At 47.5% G+C, this 23,716-nt stretch carries 5 protein-coding genes; all 5 read left to right on the top strand.

Annotation, left to right across the window (positions count from 1 at the left end; all coding sequences use genetic code 11):
• Positions 1–70 precede the first annotated feature (70 nt).
• From EC604_RS31025 to EC604_RS14685, 5 genes are read left to right on the top strand one after another with little or no spacing between them, the layout of a single operon-like run.
• The gene (locus EC604_RS31025; RefSeq protein ID WP_430538789.1) at positions 71–907 is read left to right on the top strand and encodes an acyl carrier protein; all 837 of its coding nucleotides are present in this window, start codon (positions 71–73) and stop codon (positions 905–907) included.
• A 9-nt stretch (positions 908–916) separates the two neighbouring features.
• Positions 917–4,732, top strand: a complete 3,816-nt coding sequence (locus tag EC604_RS14670) for an SDR family NAD(P)-dependent oxidoreductase (RefSeq protein ID WP_123064867.1) — start codon at positions 917–919, stop codon at positions 4,730–4,732.
• Between the two features lie 3 nt (positions 4,733–4,735).
• Positions 4,736–14,641: a hybrid non-ribosomal peptide synthetase/type I polyketide synthase gene (locus EC604_RS14675; protein WP_123064868.1), complete on the top strand. Its 9,906-nt coding sequence runs from the start codon at positions 4,736–4,738 to the stop codon at positions 14,639–14,641.
• Between the two features lie 5 nt (positions 14,642–14,646).
• The gene (locus tag EC604_RS14680) at positions 14,647–19,287 is read left to right on the top strand and encodes an SDR family NAD(P)-dependent oxidoreductase (RefSeq protein WP_123064869.1); all 4,641 of its coding nucleotides are present in this window, start codon (positions 14,647–14,649) and stop codon (positions 19,285–19,287) included.
• 24 nt (positions 19,288–19,311) lie between these two features.
• Positions 19,312–23,049, top strand: coding sequence for a type I polyketide synthase (locus tag EC604_RS14685; RefSeq protein WP_123064870.1), 3,738 nt, complete (start codon positions 19,312–19,314; stop codon positions 23,047–23,049).
• Positions 23,050–23,716 lie beyond the last annotated feature (667 nt).

The following is a 23,716-nucleotide window of genomic DNA, read 5'->3' on the forward strand; positions in this document are numbered from 1 at the left end:
CAATGGCAAGATTGACCGCAATTCATTGCCTGATCCATCGAGCCTTGCATCTGTTAGGGAAGGGGACGACATGCCTTCGAGCGAAACGGAGAGGGAGCTTCAACATATCTGGGCGCAGGTGTTGAGGGTGGACGCAAATGCAGTCGGGATGTACGATAACTTCTTCGATCTAGGTGGAAATTCCATCTTGCTGATTCAGTTGAATTCCCAAATTAACAAACGTTTCCCGGATACGGTATCAATGACGACCCAGTTCTCCTTGCCCAACATCAAAGCTTTGGCGGGCTATATCGATAAGAAAGGGAAAGCTGCAATTGCCAGGGTAGCATTCCCGGATTCATATTTTGAAAGTAGCGGCGAGGAGACTTCATTATACAAGAAATATCAGTATCGTCTGGAAGGAGAGGCACTGACCGCGCTTCTTGATAAGTCAGTCTACCACCACACTTCCATCGAAACAATCGTACTGGCCGTTTATATTTACCTATTAAGCGAATTATCGGATTCTAGCATGGCTGAGGTAGAGTACATCTCCGAAGCCGAACATTGTCGTCTAAAAGTGGATGTTAGCCAAATCGAGGATCTCCCCGCCTTATTTGCTGCGGTTGAACGTTCCGAAAGGGTAAAGCGGGAGTGGAATCAGCACTCCCTTTTAGAGGCGGTATCTGGTGAGAACGGGAACTCCAACTCCGTTATAATTCTGTTCGGCGAGTTCCCGGAACAGGGCATTGTCGAAGCATCGATAGGTGCCAACCTGATCCGGCTGCAGGCAGAGGAGAATGAGCAAGGCATTGAATTATCGCTTGTCGCATGCGGTCATTTACTTAATAAAGAAGCTTGTAAAGGTCTATTTAATCGGATCATTCGATCATTATTGGGGTTTGCAAGCAGAAGGCAGGAGAGTTGAGGGATAAGTGTGAAGAAATTGTTTCAAGAAGACAATCAGGCTAGCTTTGAAGTATATGAGTCCGAATCTTCTCTTCAACAAGAACCAATAGCTGTTATCGGAATGGCGGGCAGGTTTCCGCTCGCTAATAATTTGGAGCAATTTTGGTCAAATTTGACTGTAGGCATGGACTGTATTACATCCATCCCAGACAGCCGGAAGAAGACGATCGAACGGTATTTTCAATTAAAGAATATGCCTCTCGATGATGCAGCCTATGCAAGAATGGCATACCTGAACCAGATCGACCTATTCGATTCGGAATTTTTCAACATTTCTCCTCAGGAAGCTAATCTTATGGACCCGAACCAGAGAATTTTTCTGGAAACCGCTTGGACTGCATTTGAAGATGCGGGGTATGGGGTAGAGAGGCTTAGGGGAAGCAAGACCGGTATATATGTCGGATATTCTAACGAAGGCACGAAGTATAAGGAGCTCATTGAAGATTTCGAGCCTGAATCGTTGCCTGTCGCAACGCCTGGAAATTTACAGGCAATCATTGCAAGCCGAATCTCTTATTTGATGGATTTAAGAGGCCCAAGCATGCTCATCGATACAACGTGCTCTTCTTCCTTGGTTGCAATCCATACCGCCTGTCAAGAGATTCGGAATGCCGAATGTGATATGGCGATAGCGGGCAGCGTGAAAATTCATCTTACGCCAATAGAAAGCGATGCCAAGATTGGGATTGAATCCTCGGACAGCAGAACCAGAACATTTGACAATTTATCGGACGGTATCGGACTTGGGGAAGGAGTCGCTGCCGTTGTACTGAAACCATTGCGGAGAGCCATTCAAGACGGTGATCGCATATATGCCGTAGTAAAAGGGAGTGCCAAAAATCAAGATGGAGCTTCGATGGGTATTACAGCTCCTAATTTGGAGGCGCAAGCGGATGTTATTACGAGTGCTTGGGCTTTTTCGGGCGTGGTGCCAGAGACGATCAGCTATATAGAAGCACATGGGACCGGGACGAAATTAGGAGATCCCATTGAGATTGCAGCGATTGAACAAGCTTTTCGGCGTTACACTTCACGTAAGCAATTTTGTGCAGTCGGTTCGATTAAGTCGAATATGGGGCATCTGGATACGGCTGCGGGGATAGCGGGGTTTGTCAAAGCCGTTCTTATGCTTCAGAATAAAGTTCTTATTCCTACGTGCCATTTCCAAAGGCCTAATCGAAAGGTAGAATTCGAGGGCTCCCCTGTCTATGTTAACGACCGTTTCATGCCGTGGGAGCCGATCGGTACGCTACGCAGATGCGGAATCAGTTCATTCGGGTTAAGTGGCACAAACTGCCATATGGTTCTCGAAGAATACGTTTCAGATGCCGCACAGACAGAAAAAGACAACCAGATGCATCTCATTGCTTTATCAGCCAAAAGCAAGAAAGCACTGATGGAATCGATTGCTCTCTATATCGATATGTTGCAAGAGGATAATAATATCTCGATCAACAATCTTTGCTATACGGCTAACGCGACAAGAGAACATTATTCGCACCGATATTTCGTGATATTTCGAAATCAGACGGAACTGGAGTCATGTTTACGGAGTGCCCTTGCCCATGATCTGCAGCTAACTGCCGGGGAATTGAGCCGTTATTCCGAACATAAACTGGGCAGTGTTCGGGGTACAGCCGATTCAACGCATATCAGCGAGGAGGAGCTGCATCGGATATCGAAGGAAGCAGACCAACTCATTGCGCAACTGGTGAAGACGGGTAAGGCTGACCCTTCGAAGCTATTCGATCTAGGGCTGTTATATGTTCGCGGAGCGAAAGTGAAATGGAGAGAGCTACAAAAAGGGAAGGGGACACGCACGGTCAATGCTCCAACATACCCATTCCAAAGAAAGCGGCATTGGCTTAGAAGCATGGATGCCGTGCAGTCGAATTGGGCAGCACAAACTGGCTATTACCAAGTGAAATGGGTCAAAGAGCACCGGCTTGGCAGAAATGCGGTCCATCGCGGAGGGTGCATATTGATACTCGGGCAGCCCGAAATGATGCGCGATCGACTTGCTGGCGAGGTCGCAAAACTGTTGAGGCGGGCAGGGCTGGATGTGGTTGAAGGAGTCGTAGCAGAACGGAACGAAAGTTACGGCAACGGATCATATGGATTCATGGACACAGATGCAGGATATCTATACTTATTACAGCAAATTGGAGAAAAATCGATTGATCAAATCATACATTTGGGAGGCTGGTATGAGCGCACTTCCTCAGCACAGCTGCTATCGGAGCCCGACCTATCGGGTTTAAACAGCCTTTTCCGTTTGGTACAGGCACTCGTCGTAGCAGAGAGAAAGCAGTTGATGGATGTTGTGCTCATTACCAAACAGGCTAATAGGGTTACCGGAACGGAGAACGTAACGCCGGAACACTCCTCTTATATTGTCTTTGGGAAAACCGTTGGTCAGGAACATTTGAATATTAGATGCCGAAGCCTGGATATCGATGATCTTTATAATATTGCAGATATAATTAGCGAACTTTCTTATAAGGGAAGCACATATTCGGTTGCTTATCGCAACGGTGAACGTTTTATTCAAAGAATCGAAGCAGCGGCATTCGTGCCTGCTCAGAAGCAAATTCTTAAGGACGGCGGCGTGTATCTCATCACGGGCGGTTTGGGGGATGTCGCTCTAGAGGTGGCAACATGGGCTGCCAAACAAAAGAAAGTCCGACTATTGCTTGTCAACCGCTCCTCGCTACAAGAAGCTGGTACGGATTCGAGCACGCGACTCGAGCGAATCAAAACCAAACGATCCAAGATCCAAGAAATCGAGGGACTTGGTAGCCAAGTACACCTATTTCAATTCGATATTGCTGATTCGCAAGCGTTATCGGAGCATTACTCCCAATGGCGGGAGCAATTCGGCAAGGTAGATGGGGTATTTCATTGTGCGGGGGTAGCGGCTCCTTCGTTGATTCAAGACAGGCAGCTATTGGAGGCGGAGGAGGTACTGCGTCCCAAAGTGCAAGGGACTTGGGCATTGAAGCGTGTGTTGTCACAAGAACCACTCGATTTCATGGTACTGTTTTCTTCGGTCGCTTCACTGATGGGCTTATACGGGAATAGCGATTATGCGGCGGCAAATGCCTACTTGGACGCGGTTGCGTCACAAGAAGGCGATGCTTCTGGTCAAGTCATATCAATCAGTTGGCCTGCGTGGAAGGATATAGGGATGGGGAGAGCACTGGATAATGAAGGGGAGCATCTATTCAGCCCTATTCTCCCTGTGCAAGCAATCGCGGCAATGGAACATGCGTTGTCCAGTTACCGTGGTCAAGTCATCATTGGGAGTATGAATATGACCCACCCGTTGCTCACGCATCATGATCTCGCGCCTATTGAAGTTTCGGTGGAAGTTCAGGGTGCCGGCAAGAGAAAGCCAGACGCAAGCGTTGCGCCTGCTAGGCAGACGGTGTTGTCAGGCAGTGCACAAGGGTATTCGGATACGGAAAAGCAAATTGCGAAGATTTTTACGGATGTTTTGGGAATCGAGGAGATAAGCATTCATGATCACTTCTATGAAATTGGCGGTAACTCACTGCTAGCAGTGGAGTTTATTAACCAGATGGAAAGAAGTTATCCCGGAATGATGGACATTGCCGACTTGTATTCCTACCCCAGCATCGCTCGAATCGCTGAGCATATCGACGGCAAAAGCAACAAGGAGCAGGAAGGAAAAGAGGACCCGCTGGACTTACTGCTGGACGGCCTTGAGGACGGGAGTTTAACATTCGACGAAGCACTGGATCTGTTTTCCAAGGGGGATTGACTGATGAAACAAATAGAGAAGTACATCTTATCTCAGGTCTCAGAGAAGCAATTGTCCAAACAGCAAGCCAAAGCGATGCTTCAAGAACTGAAGACAAAAAGGCTGAACGAAGAGTCGGCAGGAAAACCGCTTGCGATTGTCGGAATTTCCTGCAAACTTCCGGGTATCAAAAATCCTGATCAGTTCTGGGAGCGGCTGTGTCATGAGGAGAACATGGTGGGAATGTTCCCTAACTCCAGAATTCAAGACATCGCTGTCTTGAATCAAGCCGATCCATTCCGGGTCGGCGGTTATGTGGACGATATTGCTGGGTTCGACCCGGCATTCTTCAGGATTTCTGCCAAAGAAGCAGAGTTAATGGATCCGAGCCAACGGTTATTTTTACAATCCGCTTGGGAGGCATTGGAAGATGCGGGGATGCATCCTAGGAATCAGTCGATCGGCGTATTCGTCGGCATGGAAAGTACGGATTATCCCGAATATTCGCGGTTAATTACGGAGGACAACCCACTCGTGCAGACTGGGGCAAGCACGGGAATTTTGGCAAGCCGAATTTCTTATATTCTCGATCTGCATGGACCGAGCATGGTCATTGACTGTGCCTGTTCTTCCAGTCTGGTAGCCCTGCATACAGCATGCCAATATATTCGCAGCGGAGAATGCGATTCAGCATTGGTTGGCGGAGTCAGTTTATTCCTGAACCCTGCAGGTGATGGCGTAGTGGACTCTGCCGGCGGCCAGATCAGAACCTTTGACAAAGACGCGGACGGAACCGTCTGGAGCGAAGGAATCGCTTCCGTATGTGTAATGCCGCTGGAAGAGGCGTTGAAGAAGAATCATTTTATCTATTCGGTGATAAAGGGAAGCGCGGTGAATAATGACGGTGCATCCAATGGAATTACCGCACCGAGCGCCGAAGCTCAGGCTCAATTGTTGTTGCGTGCATGGGAAGTCGCTGGCGTGTCACCAGAATCGATCAGTTACCTGGAAGCTCACGGTACGGGAACTAAGCTTGGTGACCCGATTGAAATTAAAGGAATCACGCAAGCGATGCGGAAGCATACGGATAAACAGCAATTCTGTGCAATAGGCTCCGCTAAGACCAATATCGGTCATTCCAACGGCGCTTCGGGAATCGTTTCCGTCATCAAGATGGCATTATGCCTTATCAATAAGAAACTGCCACCTTCACTGTTCTTCGGAAGCCCTAATCCTTATATCAACTTTGTGAGTTCTCCGGTTTTCGTAAACGACCAATTGAGAGACTGGCAGACTGGGGAGAATCCTCGCATATGCGGGGTAAGTTCTTTCGGATTTAGCGGGACGAATTGCCATGTCGTACTGGAAGAGGCGCCGATTCGTGCCGAAGAAGAGGGCGAATCCCACCATCAGATGCATGTGTTCCCGCTTTCTGCAAAATCGCTGAATTCCTTGCGAGGTACTGTCGAAAAGTATATCGCGCATCTAACGAATAATCCGACATTGCGAATTTCTGATATTTGCTATACGGCAAGCAGAGGGCGCGGCCACTTCAACTACCGTTTAGCATTAGTCGTGGAGAGTGTCGAGGATCTGCTTCATTCGTTGCGAGAATTTATGCAGCGTGCCGATTGGGGGAACAGGGAAGGACGACTTTACGGTTCATTCAAACTCGTGTTCAATAAAGAAATCAAGTCGGTAGGGGAAATTACGGAGGATGAGCAGCGCATTCTGAGCGCGGAAGCAACTGCGCTTCTGTCCGGTAGCGGTGGAAATAATCGAGAACGAACAGTCTTGTATGCCCTGTGCCATAAATATTGCCTTGGTGCGGATATCGATTGGTCGTTGCTGTATCATGCGGACGAGGCAAAAATTGTACGGTTGCCGACCTATGCGTTCGAGTCTATCAAGTTTTGGGTACCGATCGAATCTCAAGTTTATTCATCCGGCAGGGGATCGAAACTTGCAATAGGCTCTTCTTTAATCGGTGAATTGTTGGCTGAAACGGAAGATCAATGGATATATGAGACTTCGATGTCGGTTGATGCTCACTGGATACTGAGCGAACACCGCGTGGCTGGCACGTGCATAATACCCGGTACGGCTTATCTGGAAATGGCACTACAAGCTGGAAAGCGAAGCTTGCGATATCCTGTAACAAGGATGGAAAATGTACAAATCCTCATCCCGTTATCGGTAGAGGCTGATGAAAATAAATGTGTCCACACGTTGGTGCGAAGAGAAGGTAGTAACTATACCTTTAGGATCGCCAGCAAGCTTAACGATGGCCCTGCAGTCGAGTCGCCATGGAGCGTACATGCGGTTGGCGAGCTGTTCTTTGACCATTCCATTGAGGCAACATCGGACAAACATACAGGTAATCTGCAGACAATGGTACAAACGATTCGCGAAAGTGAACCGAATCCTATCGTACCGGAGAATGGTCTGATTCAATTTGGTCCCCGGTGGAATAACATTCAGCATGTCCATCGGATGGAGAAGGAAGCTGTCGTCTCGCTTCAATTGCCAGAGGAATACCGGAAGGATATAGAGGAATTTGCGTTGCATCCAGCGCTGTTAGATATGGCGACATCGGATTTCAATAGACAGGATGGGAATTTTATTCCCCTGTTCTATAAGAAAGTCTCCATTATCGGTTCACTGCCAGACCGTTGCATAAGCAGAATCGTGCAGGCCAATCCAGACAATCGGGATGTCCGCAGGTACGATGTAACGATTTGCAATCCTGATGGGCATATCTTGGTCGCAATCGAGGGCTTCACTACGAAACGCGTCCAGGGTCAAGACCGCAAGCAGATGGACATGAATCGGTCAGCGCCATCCTTCTATCGCATGGAATGGAGGGAAGAGCACACTCGTCACTCCCCGATTGTAATGCAGCCCGATGAGACAACGCTTATTCTAAAGGGCGAAGGTGTGGTATCGGATGATGCGGCTGACGCCATTCAAAAGCTGGGGGGATGCGTCATTACGGCCGTTCTCGGAGACCGCTACGAAGAGACCGATGCGCGCAACTATATACTGCCTGCAGATGTCGAAGGATTTGATCACGTCGTTCGATGGGTCAAGGAATGCAAAGTCCGCCGAATTATTTATATGGCAACAATCGGCAACGCAGACGAAAATGACTCGCTGGCTAGCCTCCGCCACAAGCAAGAAATAGGGTTCACGGGCTTGTACCGCTTGACTAAAGCTCTGGTTAACGGAGGAATCCGAGAGGAAATTGACCTTGTGCTCATATCCGACTATGTTCATGAAGTAACGGGCACGGAATCCGTTCTAATGCCTGGTGGCGCTACGTTGTTAGGATTGGGCAGGGTTATCTGCGAAGAGCATCCCAACATTCACTGCAGAGGAATTGATATTGATCATCATACGGATGTCGAACAAATCGCGAGGGAAGCGTTAAGCGGGATCGAAACGCCTTATCTCGTTGCTTTCCGCGAAGGAAAAAAATATGCGGAGTATTTCGATACAATGGAACAATCTGCTAGCATCACCGACGAAGTATTGATCCGGGATGAAGGATATTACCTCATAACGGGTGGGTTTGGAAGTATCGGACTAGAGATTGCTCAATATTTGTCTGATCGAAGCCAAGCTGCAATTGTGCTTCTAAGCCGGACGATCCCGTCGAGGGAAACAAACGAAGCCCGTACAGCCGATGAGGTCGAGCGGGCAAGAAAAATGGAGATCCTTGATCAATTCGATCGTCTCGGTAAGACAATCGTCTATTGCGCGGCAGATGTTGCGGATGAGCAGCAAATGAGAGAGGTCTTGCGAAATTTGCAGTCAGAACACGGCCCCCTTCGAGGAATCGTGCATACCGCCGGTGTCGCAGGAAATGGTTTTGCAGTCATACGGGACGAAGAGGAATACCACGAAGCGTTGAATGCTAAAGTTTATGGCACATGGATTCTTCATGAACTCACTCGTCAAGAAGAACTTGATTTCTTCGTCATGTTCTCGTCTGTAACGTCGATTATTGGTGCGGCAGGACAAGGGGATTATACCGCGGCTAATCGGTTTCTTGATGCTTTTGAGGCTTATCGAAACCGTATATGCGGAAACACCTATGCCATCAACTGGGCAGCGTGGTCCGAAGTGGGAATGGCGAAACGGTTTGGTGGAAGTCAGGATGGTATATTCCATACATTGACGACCCAAGAAGGACTTGCGTATTTTGCAAAATCTCTTAGCTTGAAAGCAGGAAGGGTCATTGCGGGGACATTGCGGCCCGAGAGCTTGTCGATCCTTCAATCCTCCAATTCGATTCGAGTAACGAACGAGGTTATCGCATCCTTAACGCACAAGGAAACGGTAAGCGCAGCCGTGAAGAGCAACAATTTGTTAGGTTGGAAGCAAACGGAGCTTGAAGGGAAGCCGGATGTGCATTACACCGATATGGAAAGAATCGTAGCGAATGTGTGGGGTCAAGCATTGGGCACGTCCACCATTAATGTGCATGACAACTTTTACGCGCTTGGTGGGGATTCTATTTTAGCGCTCCGGATTGTTAACGATATTACAAAGCATTGTCGGATCACAGTGGATATCGTCGATTTGTTCGAATACCCTTCCGTCCATGAATTAGCAAAATATCTCGACCATAAACAAACGAGCGAACACCAACATCCCGTTGCGGGTGACAACGCGAATGAGGTGTTATTTGAGCTGTCATTAGCACAACAACGCATATGGTTCTTACAAAAGTTTGATCCAGAAATGACCGCATACCAATTGTTCACCAATATTCCGATTCAGAACGAGATGAACGTTGAGCGATTTAAGGAAGCTTTGAACATATGTGTGCACCGGCATGATGCCTTGCGTACGCGATTTGTAGAGAAGGATGGGGAGCCATGGCAATATTTCGCTTTGGATGTCGGCGAAGTATTCGAATTCATTGATTTGTCCGACCGATCGAACCCTAAGGAATCTGAATTGGAGATGGTGGAACAGCAATGCTCCAAGCCTATGGATCTGTTCGGTACCCTATTCCAGGTAACCTTATTTAAGCTTGAAGATACCAGCTATCATTTATTTTTTAACGTGCATCATTTAATTACGGACGGATGGAGCAGCAACCTGCTATTCAACGAATTGCTAAACGTTTATGACTCGCTAAGGGAATCGAAACCGCTTCGCTTGCAGGACCCGGCTTATCAATATGCCGATTGGATTCGTGTACAGAACCAGTGGCTAAATAGTTCGGAATTCCAAGAGTCAGAAGTCTACTGGCAACAGCAGATAGCCAAGCCATTGCCTATGCTAAACCTGCCGATAGATTACTCGAGGCCGCCTGTAAAGACTTATAATGGTGGGTATTTGCTTCATACGTTCGACCAAGAACAAACGGAATCCTTGAAGCAACTTGCCGCATCATGCAATGTAACCCCATATATGCTGATGTTGTCTTTGTACGGCATATTCCTTAACAAGATTAGCGGGGATTCAGATATCATCATAGGATGTCCGTCAGCCGGAAGAACAGGAAGCGATTTTGAGCATGTCATTGGGTTGTTTATGAACGTCCTGTGCATCAGAATCAAATTCAGCGATAACCAACCCTTCAAATCGTTAGTCGAACACGTAAAGCAACAAAGCTTACAGGCTTACAAGCATGGCAGATATCCATTTGAACGATTGGTTACCAAAGTCAATCCGGAGCGCGATGTAAGTCGAAGTCCAATCTTTACAACCATGTTTCAATATTATGATCACATTCCGCAACCGAATGAAAGGTATAGTCAGTATGACTTGAGCTTGTTATGCAAAGACTCGGACGGACAGATCGAAGCGAGAGTAGAATATAATTCCGATTTATTCCATCGGGAGAGCGTTATTCAGCTGGTAAGTATGTTCGCACACCTCATTGAAGAGATTTTGCGTGACCCGGACGTTAACATGAGGGACATCCAATATGTTCCCGCCACCCTTATGAAAAAGTTGAGAGAGGATTTTAACGATACGAAGGCAGCATTTCCTAACGGGAAAACCGTGCATCAGCTTGTACATGAACAAGCGCTTCGTACACCCGACCTTGTAGCGGTCGTTAACGGAGAACAATCCCTTACTTACGGGGAGCTTGAGGAGCGATCCGACCAATTGGCGCTCTGGTTAAAGCGGAACGGAGCAGGTCGGGGGGATCTGGTTGCATTGGCTATGGGTAGAACCACAGAAGCGGTGGTTGCTATTCTGGGCATTCTTAAATCGGGAGCAGCATATTTGCCTATCGACGTGAATTATCCTAGAGACCGGGTCGAGTATATTCTGGAAGACAGCGGCGCGAGGTTCATCGTGACGCAGTCTTCATTGGATGTAAGTTTACCGGAGGGGTGCATCGTTTGCAATATCGATACATGGCATGGAGAGGATGCCGACCGGAATGGGGTTTTGGCATATTCCTCCATGCCTAATGATCTTGCATATATCATCTACACTTCGGGCTCCACGGGCAAACCGAAGGGCGTAATGATTGAGCATCTGTCCGCGGTCAATTTTATTTACGGCATGACCGACCAGATAGACTTTTTGACAGGTAAGTCAATTTTGGCTCTCACTACAGTGTCATTCGACATCAGTTTCCTAGAGTTGGTGTTGCCTTTGACACGCGGCATGAAGATCGTAATGGCGAGCGAGGAAGTGCAACTGGATCCCAAACTGCTTGCCGACGAGATAGGAAAGCAGGGTGTGGATATGCTTCAAATGACTCCGTCCCGCATGGCCTTGCTTCTGCGTTCGGGGCATACCGCTTGCCTGAAGCATGTATCTGAAATCTTGATCGGCGGAGAGCCCTTCCCGGAGATAGTATTGAAGCAGTTGAAAACGCTGACCGCAGCGAAAATTTATAACATGTACGGACCGACGGAAACGACAATATGGTCCACCATGAAGGATCTAACCGAAAGTACAGCCATATCAATCGGAAAACCGATCTCCAATACATCGATCTATATTCTGAGTGAAGACGGTCAGTTGCTGCCTCCAGGGTTTGTCGGAGAGTTATGTATCGGAGGAACTGGCGTCGCGAGGGGATACCGGAACAAGCCGGAGCTGACGGAGATGAAATTTGTTAATAACCCGTTTGAGCCAGGTACGAAACTGTACAAAACCGGAGATCTAGCTAAATGGTCGATTAACGGTGAACTTCAGCATTTGGGACGAAATGACAACCAAGTAAAGATAAGAGGATATCGTATCGAAATCGGAGAAATCGAGTCAGCGCTCTTAGAGGTAACTTCGATAAGAGAAGCGGCCGTCGTTACGAGGCAAGACCGATCCGGCCATATGTTCCTTTGCGCTTATATCGTCTCGGATGAGAATTTAGGCGCTCCGCAAGTTCGCCAAGAGCTGGCGAAGGGATTGCCGGAGTATATGATCCCCTCCAAGTTTGTGGCTTTGGATTGTCTCCCGATGACGCCGAACGGAAAGATTGACCGCAAGGCCTTACTGGCGGAAGTATCCAAGCACGACGAACCGACGCCGTCCGCTCTCAGTGAAACGGAAAGAAGGTTGATGAGCATATGGCGTAGCGTACTGGACCTGGACGCCGTCGCTCCGGATGCGAATTTCTTCGAACACGGCGGACACTCCCTGAACGCAGGAATGATGATTGCGAGAGTCAACAAAGAATTTCATGTGGATATGAGGCTCAGCGAATTGTTTCAGAACCCGACAGTCCAGAGGCTGGCCAATGTCATAGAGAAGGAGCATCAGGTTGCTTCTCGATCCATCGAGCGATCTGGGGATATGCCTTATTATCCGCTTACTTCAGGGCAAAAAAGACTGTATGTGCTGCATCATTTGGAACGTAATTCGGTCTCTTACAACATTCCCGCAGTCTTCTCCATCCGCGGACCGTTGGAACCAAGTCGCATCGTATCCGCTTTTGGAAAGCTGATGGAGAGGCATTCGGTCCTTCGCACATCGTTTGGCATCCGCAATGGGACAGTGGTGCAGCTCATCGCGTCTGATATTCTTCCTGATGTAGAAGTATCCATGATGGAGAAGGATGAAATCTCGCGGGTCATTTCCGAGTTTATTCAACCGTTCGATATTGCGAATGCGCCCTTGTTCCGTATGAAAGTCGGAATCATTGATGATCGCAACGCATTCGTGCTCTTCGATATGCATCACTTGATCGCCGATGGATTGTCCGTAGCCATCATGATGAAAGAACTCTTCAGGCTGTACCACCAAGAAGAGGTCATAAATTCGGTGATCCAATACAGTGATTATTCCGTTTGGCAGGCAAATTGGATGAAATCTGAAGCGTTTCGTAAGCAGGAGCAGTATTGGTTAAGCCGATTCGAACGGCCTGTGCCGATGATGAATTTGCCTGCAGATTATCCGCGACCGTCTGTCCAAAGCTTTGAAGGAAATACCATTGTTTTCTACGTGGATGCTCGTTCTACCGAGCGGCTGAAACGATTGGCGGAGGAGCAGGGGGCAACGGTATTTATGACACTCCTTGCGCTCTATTATGTGCTCTTGCATAACCATTCGAGTGTAGAGGATATCGTCATAGGTACGCCAGTCTCGGGGAGAACGCTCTCGGAAATTGAGAGCACCGTCGGGGTCTTCATCAATATGCTTCCTTTGCGCCATACGGTTCGAAAAGAAATGCTATTCATAGATTTTCTAAATGAAATCAGGCTGAACACCGTGGAAGCGCTCGACAACCAAAGTTATCCGTTTGAGATGCTTATCGAGAAACTGCATCTTGAGCGAGATTTAAGCCGAAACCCTATATTCGACACCGTCTTCGCTATGCAACAGAAATCGCAATCCGAATATCAGATTGGAAATTTGCGCATTTCGCCTGTCGAACCGAAGGTAAACGTTTCTAAGTTTGACCTTACATTGCAAGTGACGGAAATCGATTCGGAACTAAGCGTTGAGTTGCAATACTGTACGAGACTGTTCTCGGAAGATACGATTCGCAACATAGGTGATGATTACATCAGAATGATTAAACGACTCCTGGGCCATCCGAACGCAACTTTATCTGAAATTGGAGGACCAAGTCGCATGGAAACCAGTCGTTCACACCCGAACTTACCGGCCGTAAGGCACATAGAACAACCGACGGAGAAGCTAATGGCATCCGAGTTATCCCATGTTCCGCCGATTACAGCAATTCAGGAGGATGTTGCTGCGGTATGCAAAGAAGTGTTGGGGTTACAGAAACTAGGCGTGAGCGAAAATTTATTCCACATCGGTGGTGATTCCTTTCTCGTTGTCCAAATCCAGATCCAATTGGATGGAAAGTACCCTGACCTGATTCGAGTGGCTGATCTGTTCGCTTATCCAACCGTCGCTGAAATATCGCAATTTATCCAACAGGGACTTGCACAAGCTGTTGCGGAGTTAGACGGTCAAGAGGAAGGGCCAATGGTGACAGATATCACACTTTCAGAGGTGAATTGGGATCGGCTAGCTCAACCGGCGGCAAGGAATGGACTTTCCGTACAAGAGCTGCTGCTGTCGATCTTTATCTACTCGTATGCGGAGTTCGCAACAGAGGATAAAGTCATTGTCCTTGCAGGCTTGCATCCGAATCAGAGCCCTATACCCGTAGAGCTTGACCTCAGCGATATGACTAGTCAGGAAGAATTGTTCGTACGCGTTCGAAACAGCTGCATGAATCCGGTTCAGATGGCAGCCTTCGCGCAGGAATCCAATAATCGCATTCCCTATTTCTCTACGGCAAGCCATTTGGGAGATACGGGTGTGAACAAGTTTATACATTTCCATGTCGATGTGGATGGAGAGTCAGCAAGAATTAAATATAGGTACAGGGATTCATCCCCAATGACGGAAAACCCGGAAGGTCTGTTGTATGCTTTTATTAATATCTTAAACTTTATGTTACAACATGATGCTAATGGTATGCATAAGGAGTGAAGAGCTTGAGAAACGATTTATTTCGCATGGGTGATAAGAATCTATTGGAGAAGCCTGAAAATCTTCGTGTTGAGGAGACGGCTATTGAGACGAAGGATATAGCGGTAATCGGGATTGCGGGAAGGTTCCCGGATGCCCGGGACGTTCATGCATTTTGGAATAATTTACAGGCTGGTGTAGATTGCACTAGACCTTTTTTACAGACTAGAAGGAACGATACTGACCCGCTATTATCGCGCTTAGGCATGACGGAGGATGGAAATGACTATGCGAACGGTTCCTTTTTGGACAGAGTGGACACATTCGATTGCGAGTTTTTCTCCTTATCGCCTAAGGAAAGCAGTGTCATGGATCCGAATCAAAGGATCTTTCTAGAAACTGCTTACGAAGCCTTCGAAGATGCGGGATATGGAGGGAATAAACTATCAGGTAGCAATGCAGGGGTTTATGTCGGGTACAGCAGCGACTTCGTGCAAGAGTATAAACAATATGTGAAGGAAGTAGCACCTTCTCTTGCCGGGTTGTCGACACCTGGTAACATTAAATCGATTATTGCCAGCCGGATTTCTTATTTTCTTAATTTGCGGGGGGCGAGCATGGTCGTAGACACGGCCTGCTCGTCTTCGCTTGTCGCAATTCATTTGGCATGTCAAGCGCTTAGGGCAGGCGATTGCGAAATTGCACTGGCTGGAGGCATCAAGCTTAACCTTCTTCCGTTAAGTAACGAGAAGGATGAGGACCAGATCGGGATTGCGTCTTCCGACGGCATCGCCCGAACATTCGACGATTCATCGGACGGAACGGGCTTCGGGGAAGGTGCCGCGGCTGTGATTCTGAAGCCTCTCCAACAAGCGGTGCATGACGGAGACCACATCTATGCTGTCATTAAAGGCAGTGCGGTTAATCAGGACGGGAGCTCCGTCGGCATCACAGCGCCTAATCCTAACGCCCAACAGGAGGTAATTACTAGGGCGTGGAGAGATGCAGACGTTACTCCGGAAACGATAACGTACATCGAAGCACACGGGACAGGTACGAGATTGGGCGATCCGATCGAGATTCGTGCAATCACGCAGGCCTTTCAAGCGTTCACCAAGTCCAAGCAATTCTGCGCGATCGGTTCGCTTAAGAGCAATATTGGGCATTTAGACAATGCAGCGGGCATCGCGGGGTTCATGAAATGCGTATTGAGTCTGAAACATAGGAAAATCGTCCCCACATTGCATTTTCAGAAGCCGAATCGGGGCATCGCTTTTGAAGATTCCCCTGTATACGTCAACGATCAGCTTCGGGATTGGAAGTCGGATGGACCGCTTCGATGTGGCGTAAGCGCTTTCGGATTAAGCGGAACCAATTGCCACATCGTTCTGGAAGAGGCTCCCGTGAGGACAGATGACAGGCAAGAGGTGGTAATGCCCCAAATATTGACGTTATCCGCCCTTAATCGCAGTAGTATCATTCAATTGGCGGAGCGATACAAGGCATGGATTGAACGAAACGCGGATGCTTCGCTCTCCGACATGTGTTACACGCTTAATACGGGAAGAGGGCATCATACGAACCGCGTTGCGATTCCTTTCGAAGCCAAATCGGAACTTCTTCAACAGCTAGAGCTTCTTTCGAGGGATGCTGAATCAGCCTCCTTCCGAAAATTGTATTTTGAGGGCGAGCATAAAGTTATCCCAGACAGTTTAGGTAATCGCGTGATCAAACCCTCTGAGATTACGCAATCACAAGCTGATGAATTCACACGCCAAGCCGACGAATTATTGGATGATCTATCGAATAGCGGATTGACCAAGAATAAGCATGCCTTGAACCAGTTGTGCAGTTTGTATGTCGAGGGGGCATCCGTTGACTGGGAAAAGCTCTACCGCGGTGTCAAGACACGTAAAGTGAGTTTGCCTTATTATCCTTTTAGGAATCGAAGATGCTGGCTCAGCGATCATGAAGACGCATCTACGAATCACAGAACTCATCCGATCATCAGCCGCTCGGAAGCGAGGGAAGACGGAGGGGTTGTATGCTTCGCGGAACTGTTCCCAGAGAAAGAGTGGGTATTGAACGAGCACAAAATCAACGGGAGGTTCGTGCTCCCGGGCACGGCATATCTCGAAATTGTCACCGAGGCGTCGCGAAAGTGCGGCCTAGAAGGCGCAATCGATTTCAGAGATGTTATCTTCATGCAACCTGTCGCTTTGGAGCCTGGAGAATCAGCTACTGTCAAAATAACGATGAACAAGAATAAGAACGGGTTCGAGTTTGTAGTTTCCGATCCCGGTGATCATCCTAGCATCCTCTATGCGCAAGGTAAAGTGAGTGCTTCCATTCATAAACCTGAGCGACGGGACATCTTCACAATGATTGAGAAATTCGGGGCACCGATGGAGATCGTTGGCGATGATCAAGGGCAGAGCCAGATCGAGCGCGGTCCAAGATGGTTCTGTTTACGCGAAATTGCGCTCACGGAGCAGGAAGTGATAGCAAAACTCGAGTTGCCTGACCATTTCAAAGAGGATCTGGCATTATATCATATGCACCCCTCTCTGCTTGATTGCGCAGTAAATGCAGTTATTGATCATTTCGACGGCCTTCATCTTCCCTTCTCATATAAGCGGATGACCTTTATGGGGCCGAAACTGCCGGGGCTTGTCTATAGCCATATTCGAATCATAGACAGTAAATCCGTGCAAGACACGATTTCTTTCGATATCACGTTGATGGATCAATCTGGTCAAGTGATCTTTGAGATTGAACAATATTCGATCCGCAAAGTCCATTTGGCAGAAGGCCGTGCCGACAGGAAAAACACGAAGATGCTCACCGTTCTCGGATGGCAACCGGCGCTTTTGCAAGATACGCCTGCTGGATCGACTACGGGATTATCTGTCATCATTCGCGGGGAGGGAGCACGCGAACGCGAACTGGCAGATCGGTTAATTGCATCTGGCGGTGTGTTTAGAGAGATCGTCGGCGATCGCGACTGCAGCATGGTCTTCAAGCAACTACACGGTCAGCGGGTTAACCGGATTATTCATCTAGCTTCCTTAGGGTTAACGAATGACGCGGCTGATGTCGGGCAACTTGAGGATCAATTAGATTTCGGGGTTTACCATTTATTCCATATTACAAAAGGAATATTAGAAAACAGACTTAAAGGGCCAACGGAGCTCTTCGTAGTAACGCAGTATGCCAACGAGGTCACCGGGGAAGAGCCATGCATCCATCCTAACCATGCAGCCCTATTGGCCATGGGAAAGGTCATCGCACAGGAATATCCCAACTTGACCTTCCGGGGCGTCGACATGGATGAGGAATCCGCGTTCGAGTTTGTTCTAGCCGAAATGATGAGCGCCGAAACGGAATATCAAATTGCCTATCGGCAAGGACGCAGATATAAAGTTACGGCAACGCAGGTTCCGGTAAACGGGATAGTAAGCCAGCCGTATGAGTTACAGCAAGACGGCGCCTATCTTATCACGGGCGGGCTTGGATCGTTGGGATTGAAGCTTGCAGAACATTTCGTGCGTCGTAAACCCGACATCGCGATTGCACTGATTGCCAGGTCAGGCTTGCCGCAACGATCTGAGTGGGAGCATATTCTGCGTGATAAAGGTCTCGGCGATAAGACTCGAGATCGTATTGAGCAAGTGCTGAAATTGGAGCGCATGGGCGCAAAAGTCGAGGTACTTGAGGCGGATGTGGCCGATATAGTTAGTATGGAACGTACGATGATTCGTCTAAGGGAAAAATACGGTTGCATTCGTGGCGTAGTCCATAGTGCTGGCGTAGCCGGAGATGGATTACTTCTTACGAAGGACTTCGGCCAATTTAAGGAAGTCATTCGAGCGAAGGTGCACGGAACATGGGTACTGGAACAATTAATAGATGCAAGCGAAACGGAATTTGTGATTGGGTACTCTTCGATTAATGCATTAATCGGCGGGTTTGGTCAAAGCGATTATGCAGCTGCTAATGCTTATATGGATGCGGCAGCGTACCGATTTGCTCGAAAAGGCATGAAAGCAGTGGCCATCCAATGGCCTGCGTGGAAAGAAATTGGCATGGCGGTTGATAAAGGAGCTGTGTCCAATATAGACGGAATCATGGATGCGCTGACGACAGAGGAAGCTTTGGAATACCTGGACGTGATTATTGGAACCAATTATACGAACGTTATGCCAGGTAGGATCAATCAGGAAGCATTCCAGATGCTGGCCATAAATACGATGGCCGCCGGGCAAACGGCTGGGCAGCCAGCAGCCAAGGAAGCGGATCGCGTTAATCATCCGCAAGACGATATTGAAAGAATCGAACAAACCATTGTGGAAACGTTCGCAGAAGTATTAGGTCTGGAGTCGGTGGATGTTTACGATAGTTTCTTTGCTCTTGGAGGAGATTCAATTGTAGCAACCCATCTCTATAGGGCTTTGGACGAAAAGTACGAGGGCAAGATCGATATCGCTGACATATTTACGTATACGACACCAGCCGAGCTTGGTGCATGCATTCGAGCAAATATGGAAGGCTCGAAGCCGGTAGAAGCGCCCGTCCGCGAAGATCTGCTGGAATGGGCATTGCAGCGGCTAGCGTCTGGAGAGATCAGCATCGATGAGATGGAAGCCATCGTTGGAGACAAGAAGTAGAGACTCACTGAGAGGAGCAGCCAGATGCGAAATACGCAGAGGTATATTTATGAACAAGTTGCAAACCGAAATCTATCCCCCGACCTTGCAAAGCAGATGTTGGAGGAGTTGCAGATATTGTCTGATGCAGGGGAGGAACACATCGCGATTATCGGTATGTCAGGCAGGTTTCCGAGGAGCGAAAATATCGAAAGTTTTTGGGGGAAGTTGACAAATGGGGAGGACTGCGTGTCCTCCTTCCCCGCCCATAGACGGGAGGACATCAACAATGTACTCCAAAACAATGTATTGAGCTTAGCCCTGTATAAAGCGGTTCTTACTGAAGGAATGAATGTAAATGATGCATATGGGCCTGGAGGATTTTTGGACAGAATCGACCTGTTCGATGCAGAGTTTTTCTCTATTTCAGCCAAGGAAGCACGCTGTATGGAGCCTCACCAACGACTATTGCTGGAATCCACATATGAAGCGCTTGAGGATGCGGGTTATGGGGGAGAGAGTCTACATGGATCCAATACGGGAGTATTTATCGGGCGTGACCATACAGATATCCCTTTCTATAAGTTAATGGCTGAACCGGATTTATTGCACCTTACGGGGTCCTATACCGGCATTTTATCCAGTAGGATCTCTTACGTTTTTAACTTGAAAGGCCCTTCGGTTGTCGTCGATACCGCTTGTTCGTCTGGCTTGGTCGCCATTCATGAAGCTTGCAGCGCCTTAAGAGACAGAAGATGCGACACCGCTATCGCAGGTGGCGTCAATCTCATCTATTTTCCGGTAAAGGGCGATGGTATGTTCAGCATGATTACGTCACAAGACAGCATCGTCAGGACCTTTGACAAAAAAGCTACAGGCACCGTACTCAGCGAAGGGGTAGGGGCTGTGGTGTTAAAGCCGTTACGAAAGGCATTGGCTGACAGGGATAATATTCAAGCCGTCATTCTCACTAGCGTGTCCAACAATGATGGAGCATCGAATGGAATAACTGCACCGAGCCCGGAAGCACAAGAAGAACTGCTGATCTCTGCTTGGAAAAATGCAAAGATCAACCCGGAAACGATCTCCTATATTGAAGCCCATGGCACGGGAACATTAATAGGAGATCCTATTGAGACTAAAGCAATCTTCAACGCCATGAAGAGATTTACAGATAAGAAACAATTTTGTGCGATCGGTTCAGTAAAGTCTAATATCGGACACACGGTTGCAGCTTCAGGTCTAGCCGGGGTTACAAAGGTCGTGCAAGCACTGCGTCATAAGAACATCCCTGCATCCATCAATTTCGATCAGCCCAATCCATACATCCATTTTACGGACTCTCCGCTATATGTGAATGACAAGCTCATGCCATGGGAGAGTGACGGTAAGCCTAGAAGGGCAGGAATCAGTTCATTTGGATTTAGCGGTACCAACTGTCATATCGTTCTAGAGGAGGCTCCTGAACTGCAGCAAACCGCTGTCGAGCAATGGCAACCGGAAATATTCACATTGTCCACCCAGAACGAGTCTTCTCTAAGGGAGCTAGTAGATAGATACGTCGGAATGGTTCAACGGGGAATCGCTTGTTCGATTCAAGATTTATGCTATACAGCGAATGTGGGAAGAGGGCATTATTCGCATAGATTAGCATTCAGTGTTGAAAGTGAAGAAGATTTTTCAAGGAAAATAATAGAAATTGGACGATTTGGTTTGAAGGGGGATGCTGAGCGGGGGATCTATTATGGAGTGACCGAACCGAGTGATGGAATGAATCTTAAACAAGAGACTGATCATAGAATAGCTTTGCTAAGACAGCCAGGGCAGCGGAGCGAACCGTTAAAGGATATAAGCGAATTATGCCAATTGTACGTGCGGGGCGCGCAGGTAGATTGGGCTTCTTTATATTCTGATAAGCAACGAAGACGGGTAAGTATTCCTGTGTACGCTTTCAACCGAAAACGGTATTGGGCTGAGGTATTTACGACAAATCATCGACCCGAAATGGTGATGGCTGAACCCACTGTCCCTAACGAGTGTGCATTTGAAATGAAGTGGATTCCATCAGTAGCAAGCAAAGGCATGAACAGCAACGAGGCAGATAGAGTAACGTTGGTCATTCAAGGCGAAACAGATCTCTCGAAACAAATCGTGGAGCACCTTAGAAAAGAGGGTAAACAGACAGTCGCGGTCAGATTGGATTCGGCTTACCGACGTATGGAAGAAGACCAGTATGCGATCTCGGGTTCCCAAGAAGACTATGAACGGTTATTCGCCGAACTGCCGGTTGTGAATCGGATTATTCACCTATGCAGTATGGACGGTGCGGGTAATCCATCGGACGTAGGGCAATTAAACGCGAAGCTTGCAAGGGGAGTAAACAGCTTATTTCATATTGTGAGAGCGATGAAAGCGATCCGGGGTCGTCTCCCGATCGATCTCATGCTTGTGACGGACCATGTGAATCAAGTAACAGGCCGGGAGACCCTGCTAAAACCTACTCATGCTGCACTAAGCGGTTTAGGTAAAGTCGTTGTTAAAGAATATCCGGAAGTAACGTGCCGTACGCTCGATATCGATGACACATTCACTGTGGAACAACTCCATGACGAAATTCTGGTTCAGGAGTCTGAAATTATTGCATATCGCGAGGGAGTGCGATATAAGGGTACCTACGACCAAGTGCCGCTCCCTGAACCGAAAGAAGTATCGATTAGTCTCAAAGAAGACGGCGTTTATGTAATAACCGGTGGAACAGGTGGATTGGGATTGGAGTTTGCCAAATACTTCGCCTCGAAGGCCAAGGTCAATATCGCCCTGTTGAGCCGGAAGCCTTTTCCCGAGAAAAATTTGTGGAGAGATATCATTGAAGAGAATGAAGAAGATCCTATCATTTCAAAGTTAATCATGCTGCAGGAGATTGAAAAAATAGGTGGACATGTGCATATTCTTCAAGCGGACATCTCCGATGCGGATGGTCTAAGCATAGCCTTGGCGGAATTAAGGAGCACGTATGGCAGAATAAATGGGATTATCCATGCGGCAGGTGTGGCGAGCCAGGGCTTGATCATTCGCAAAAGCAAGGATGCTTTCAATGAAGTGTTACTTCCCAAAATTCAAGGGACATGGCTGCTTGACCAATTGACAGCGAAAGACCCGCTTGATTTCTTCATTATGTTTTCTTCAGCGATGACTTACCACGGTCATGGGGGTCAGGGTGATTACACTGCAGCCAACAGTTATATGGATGCATATGCATATTATCGCAAGAGGCTAGAGAAGAATACGTTAACACTGAATTGGCCGGCATGGAAGGAAACGGGCATGGCCGTTAAGTACGGGTTTAGTGAAAGCAATATTTTCAATGATATCAATACGAAGACTGCGATTAGCCTTTTTGAGAGCGTGCTGGGGGCTGATTTTACAACAGTGGGCATCGGAAGTCTAAATCCTCGTTTTATAGATGAGATGAAGCCTCAGACCCAGAACAATGCCATTGAGGTAAGGTTAGAAGGCCGAATGGACGGGACCTACTCTGATCTAGAAAGGGAGGTCGCACAGGTTTGGGGGCTCCTTTTTGAGACAAATTGCATTAAACTTACGGATGACTTTTTTGAATTAGGTGGTCATTCTCTATTGGCAATAAAGCTGGAAGCCGAATTAGAGGAACTGGGATATATGTTGGATGGATTGAACATTGAAGAACACAGTACATTCGAGAAGTTTGTTGCTATTTTAAGTAGTAAAAACAGCCGGTTGCTGGCGAAGGATGAGTTAGCCTGAAGTAGCTCGCTGTAGATAAATAACGAGGATATTCATAAATTGATTTGCAATTTTGAGTCTGAGCAAGCCGTCAATAATTACAGTTATATTGTTGCAAGAGAAATGATCTACACATTCGAATTACAATTAAGTTTTTTTATAAAAGAGAATTCCTGTTTGAATCTATTGTAAATCGAAAAGGCAAGTTAGCCCATTGAAATTGACTCAAGAATCAATAAAGCGAGAAAACACTTTAAAATCTGAATAGCACGCAAAAAAAAAACAACTCTGAACGAATTATCACGGTGAAATTGAAACCTGAATACAGAAATCACTAAAAAATAGCGGCTTAGGGACTTACCTCCCTTAAGCCGCTATTTTTTTTATTTTCATATACTTCCCCCATTTTAAAAGCAGTTTATCCATCCTAACTGGAGCTCCCCCCACGATATAACTATCCATAAATCCGGTTATTTTATACGCTTCGTTAATCCCTGTCGAACTTAAAGTTTTCTTTACAATCCACAAAAGCTCCCATTTCGCATGCTAAAATACGGAAGAAAAAACGACATGATTCGCCAGTGTCGGGGTTACCATTCGACGGATAAGAAAGGTAACTTAACAACTTCAATCCATAGAGTTAGTAGCTTCAGGGAAGCCATGCTGACTCGCTTGGAAGCACTCCACC

This window comes from Paenibacillus amylolyticus, from assembly GCF_003719335.1.
Taxonomy (GTDB): Bacteria; Bacillota; Bacilli; order Paenibacillales; family Paenibacillaceae; genus Paenibacillus; species Paenibacillus amylolyticus_D.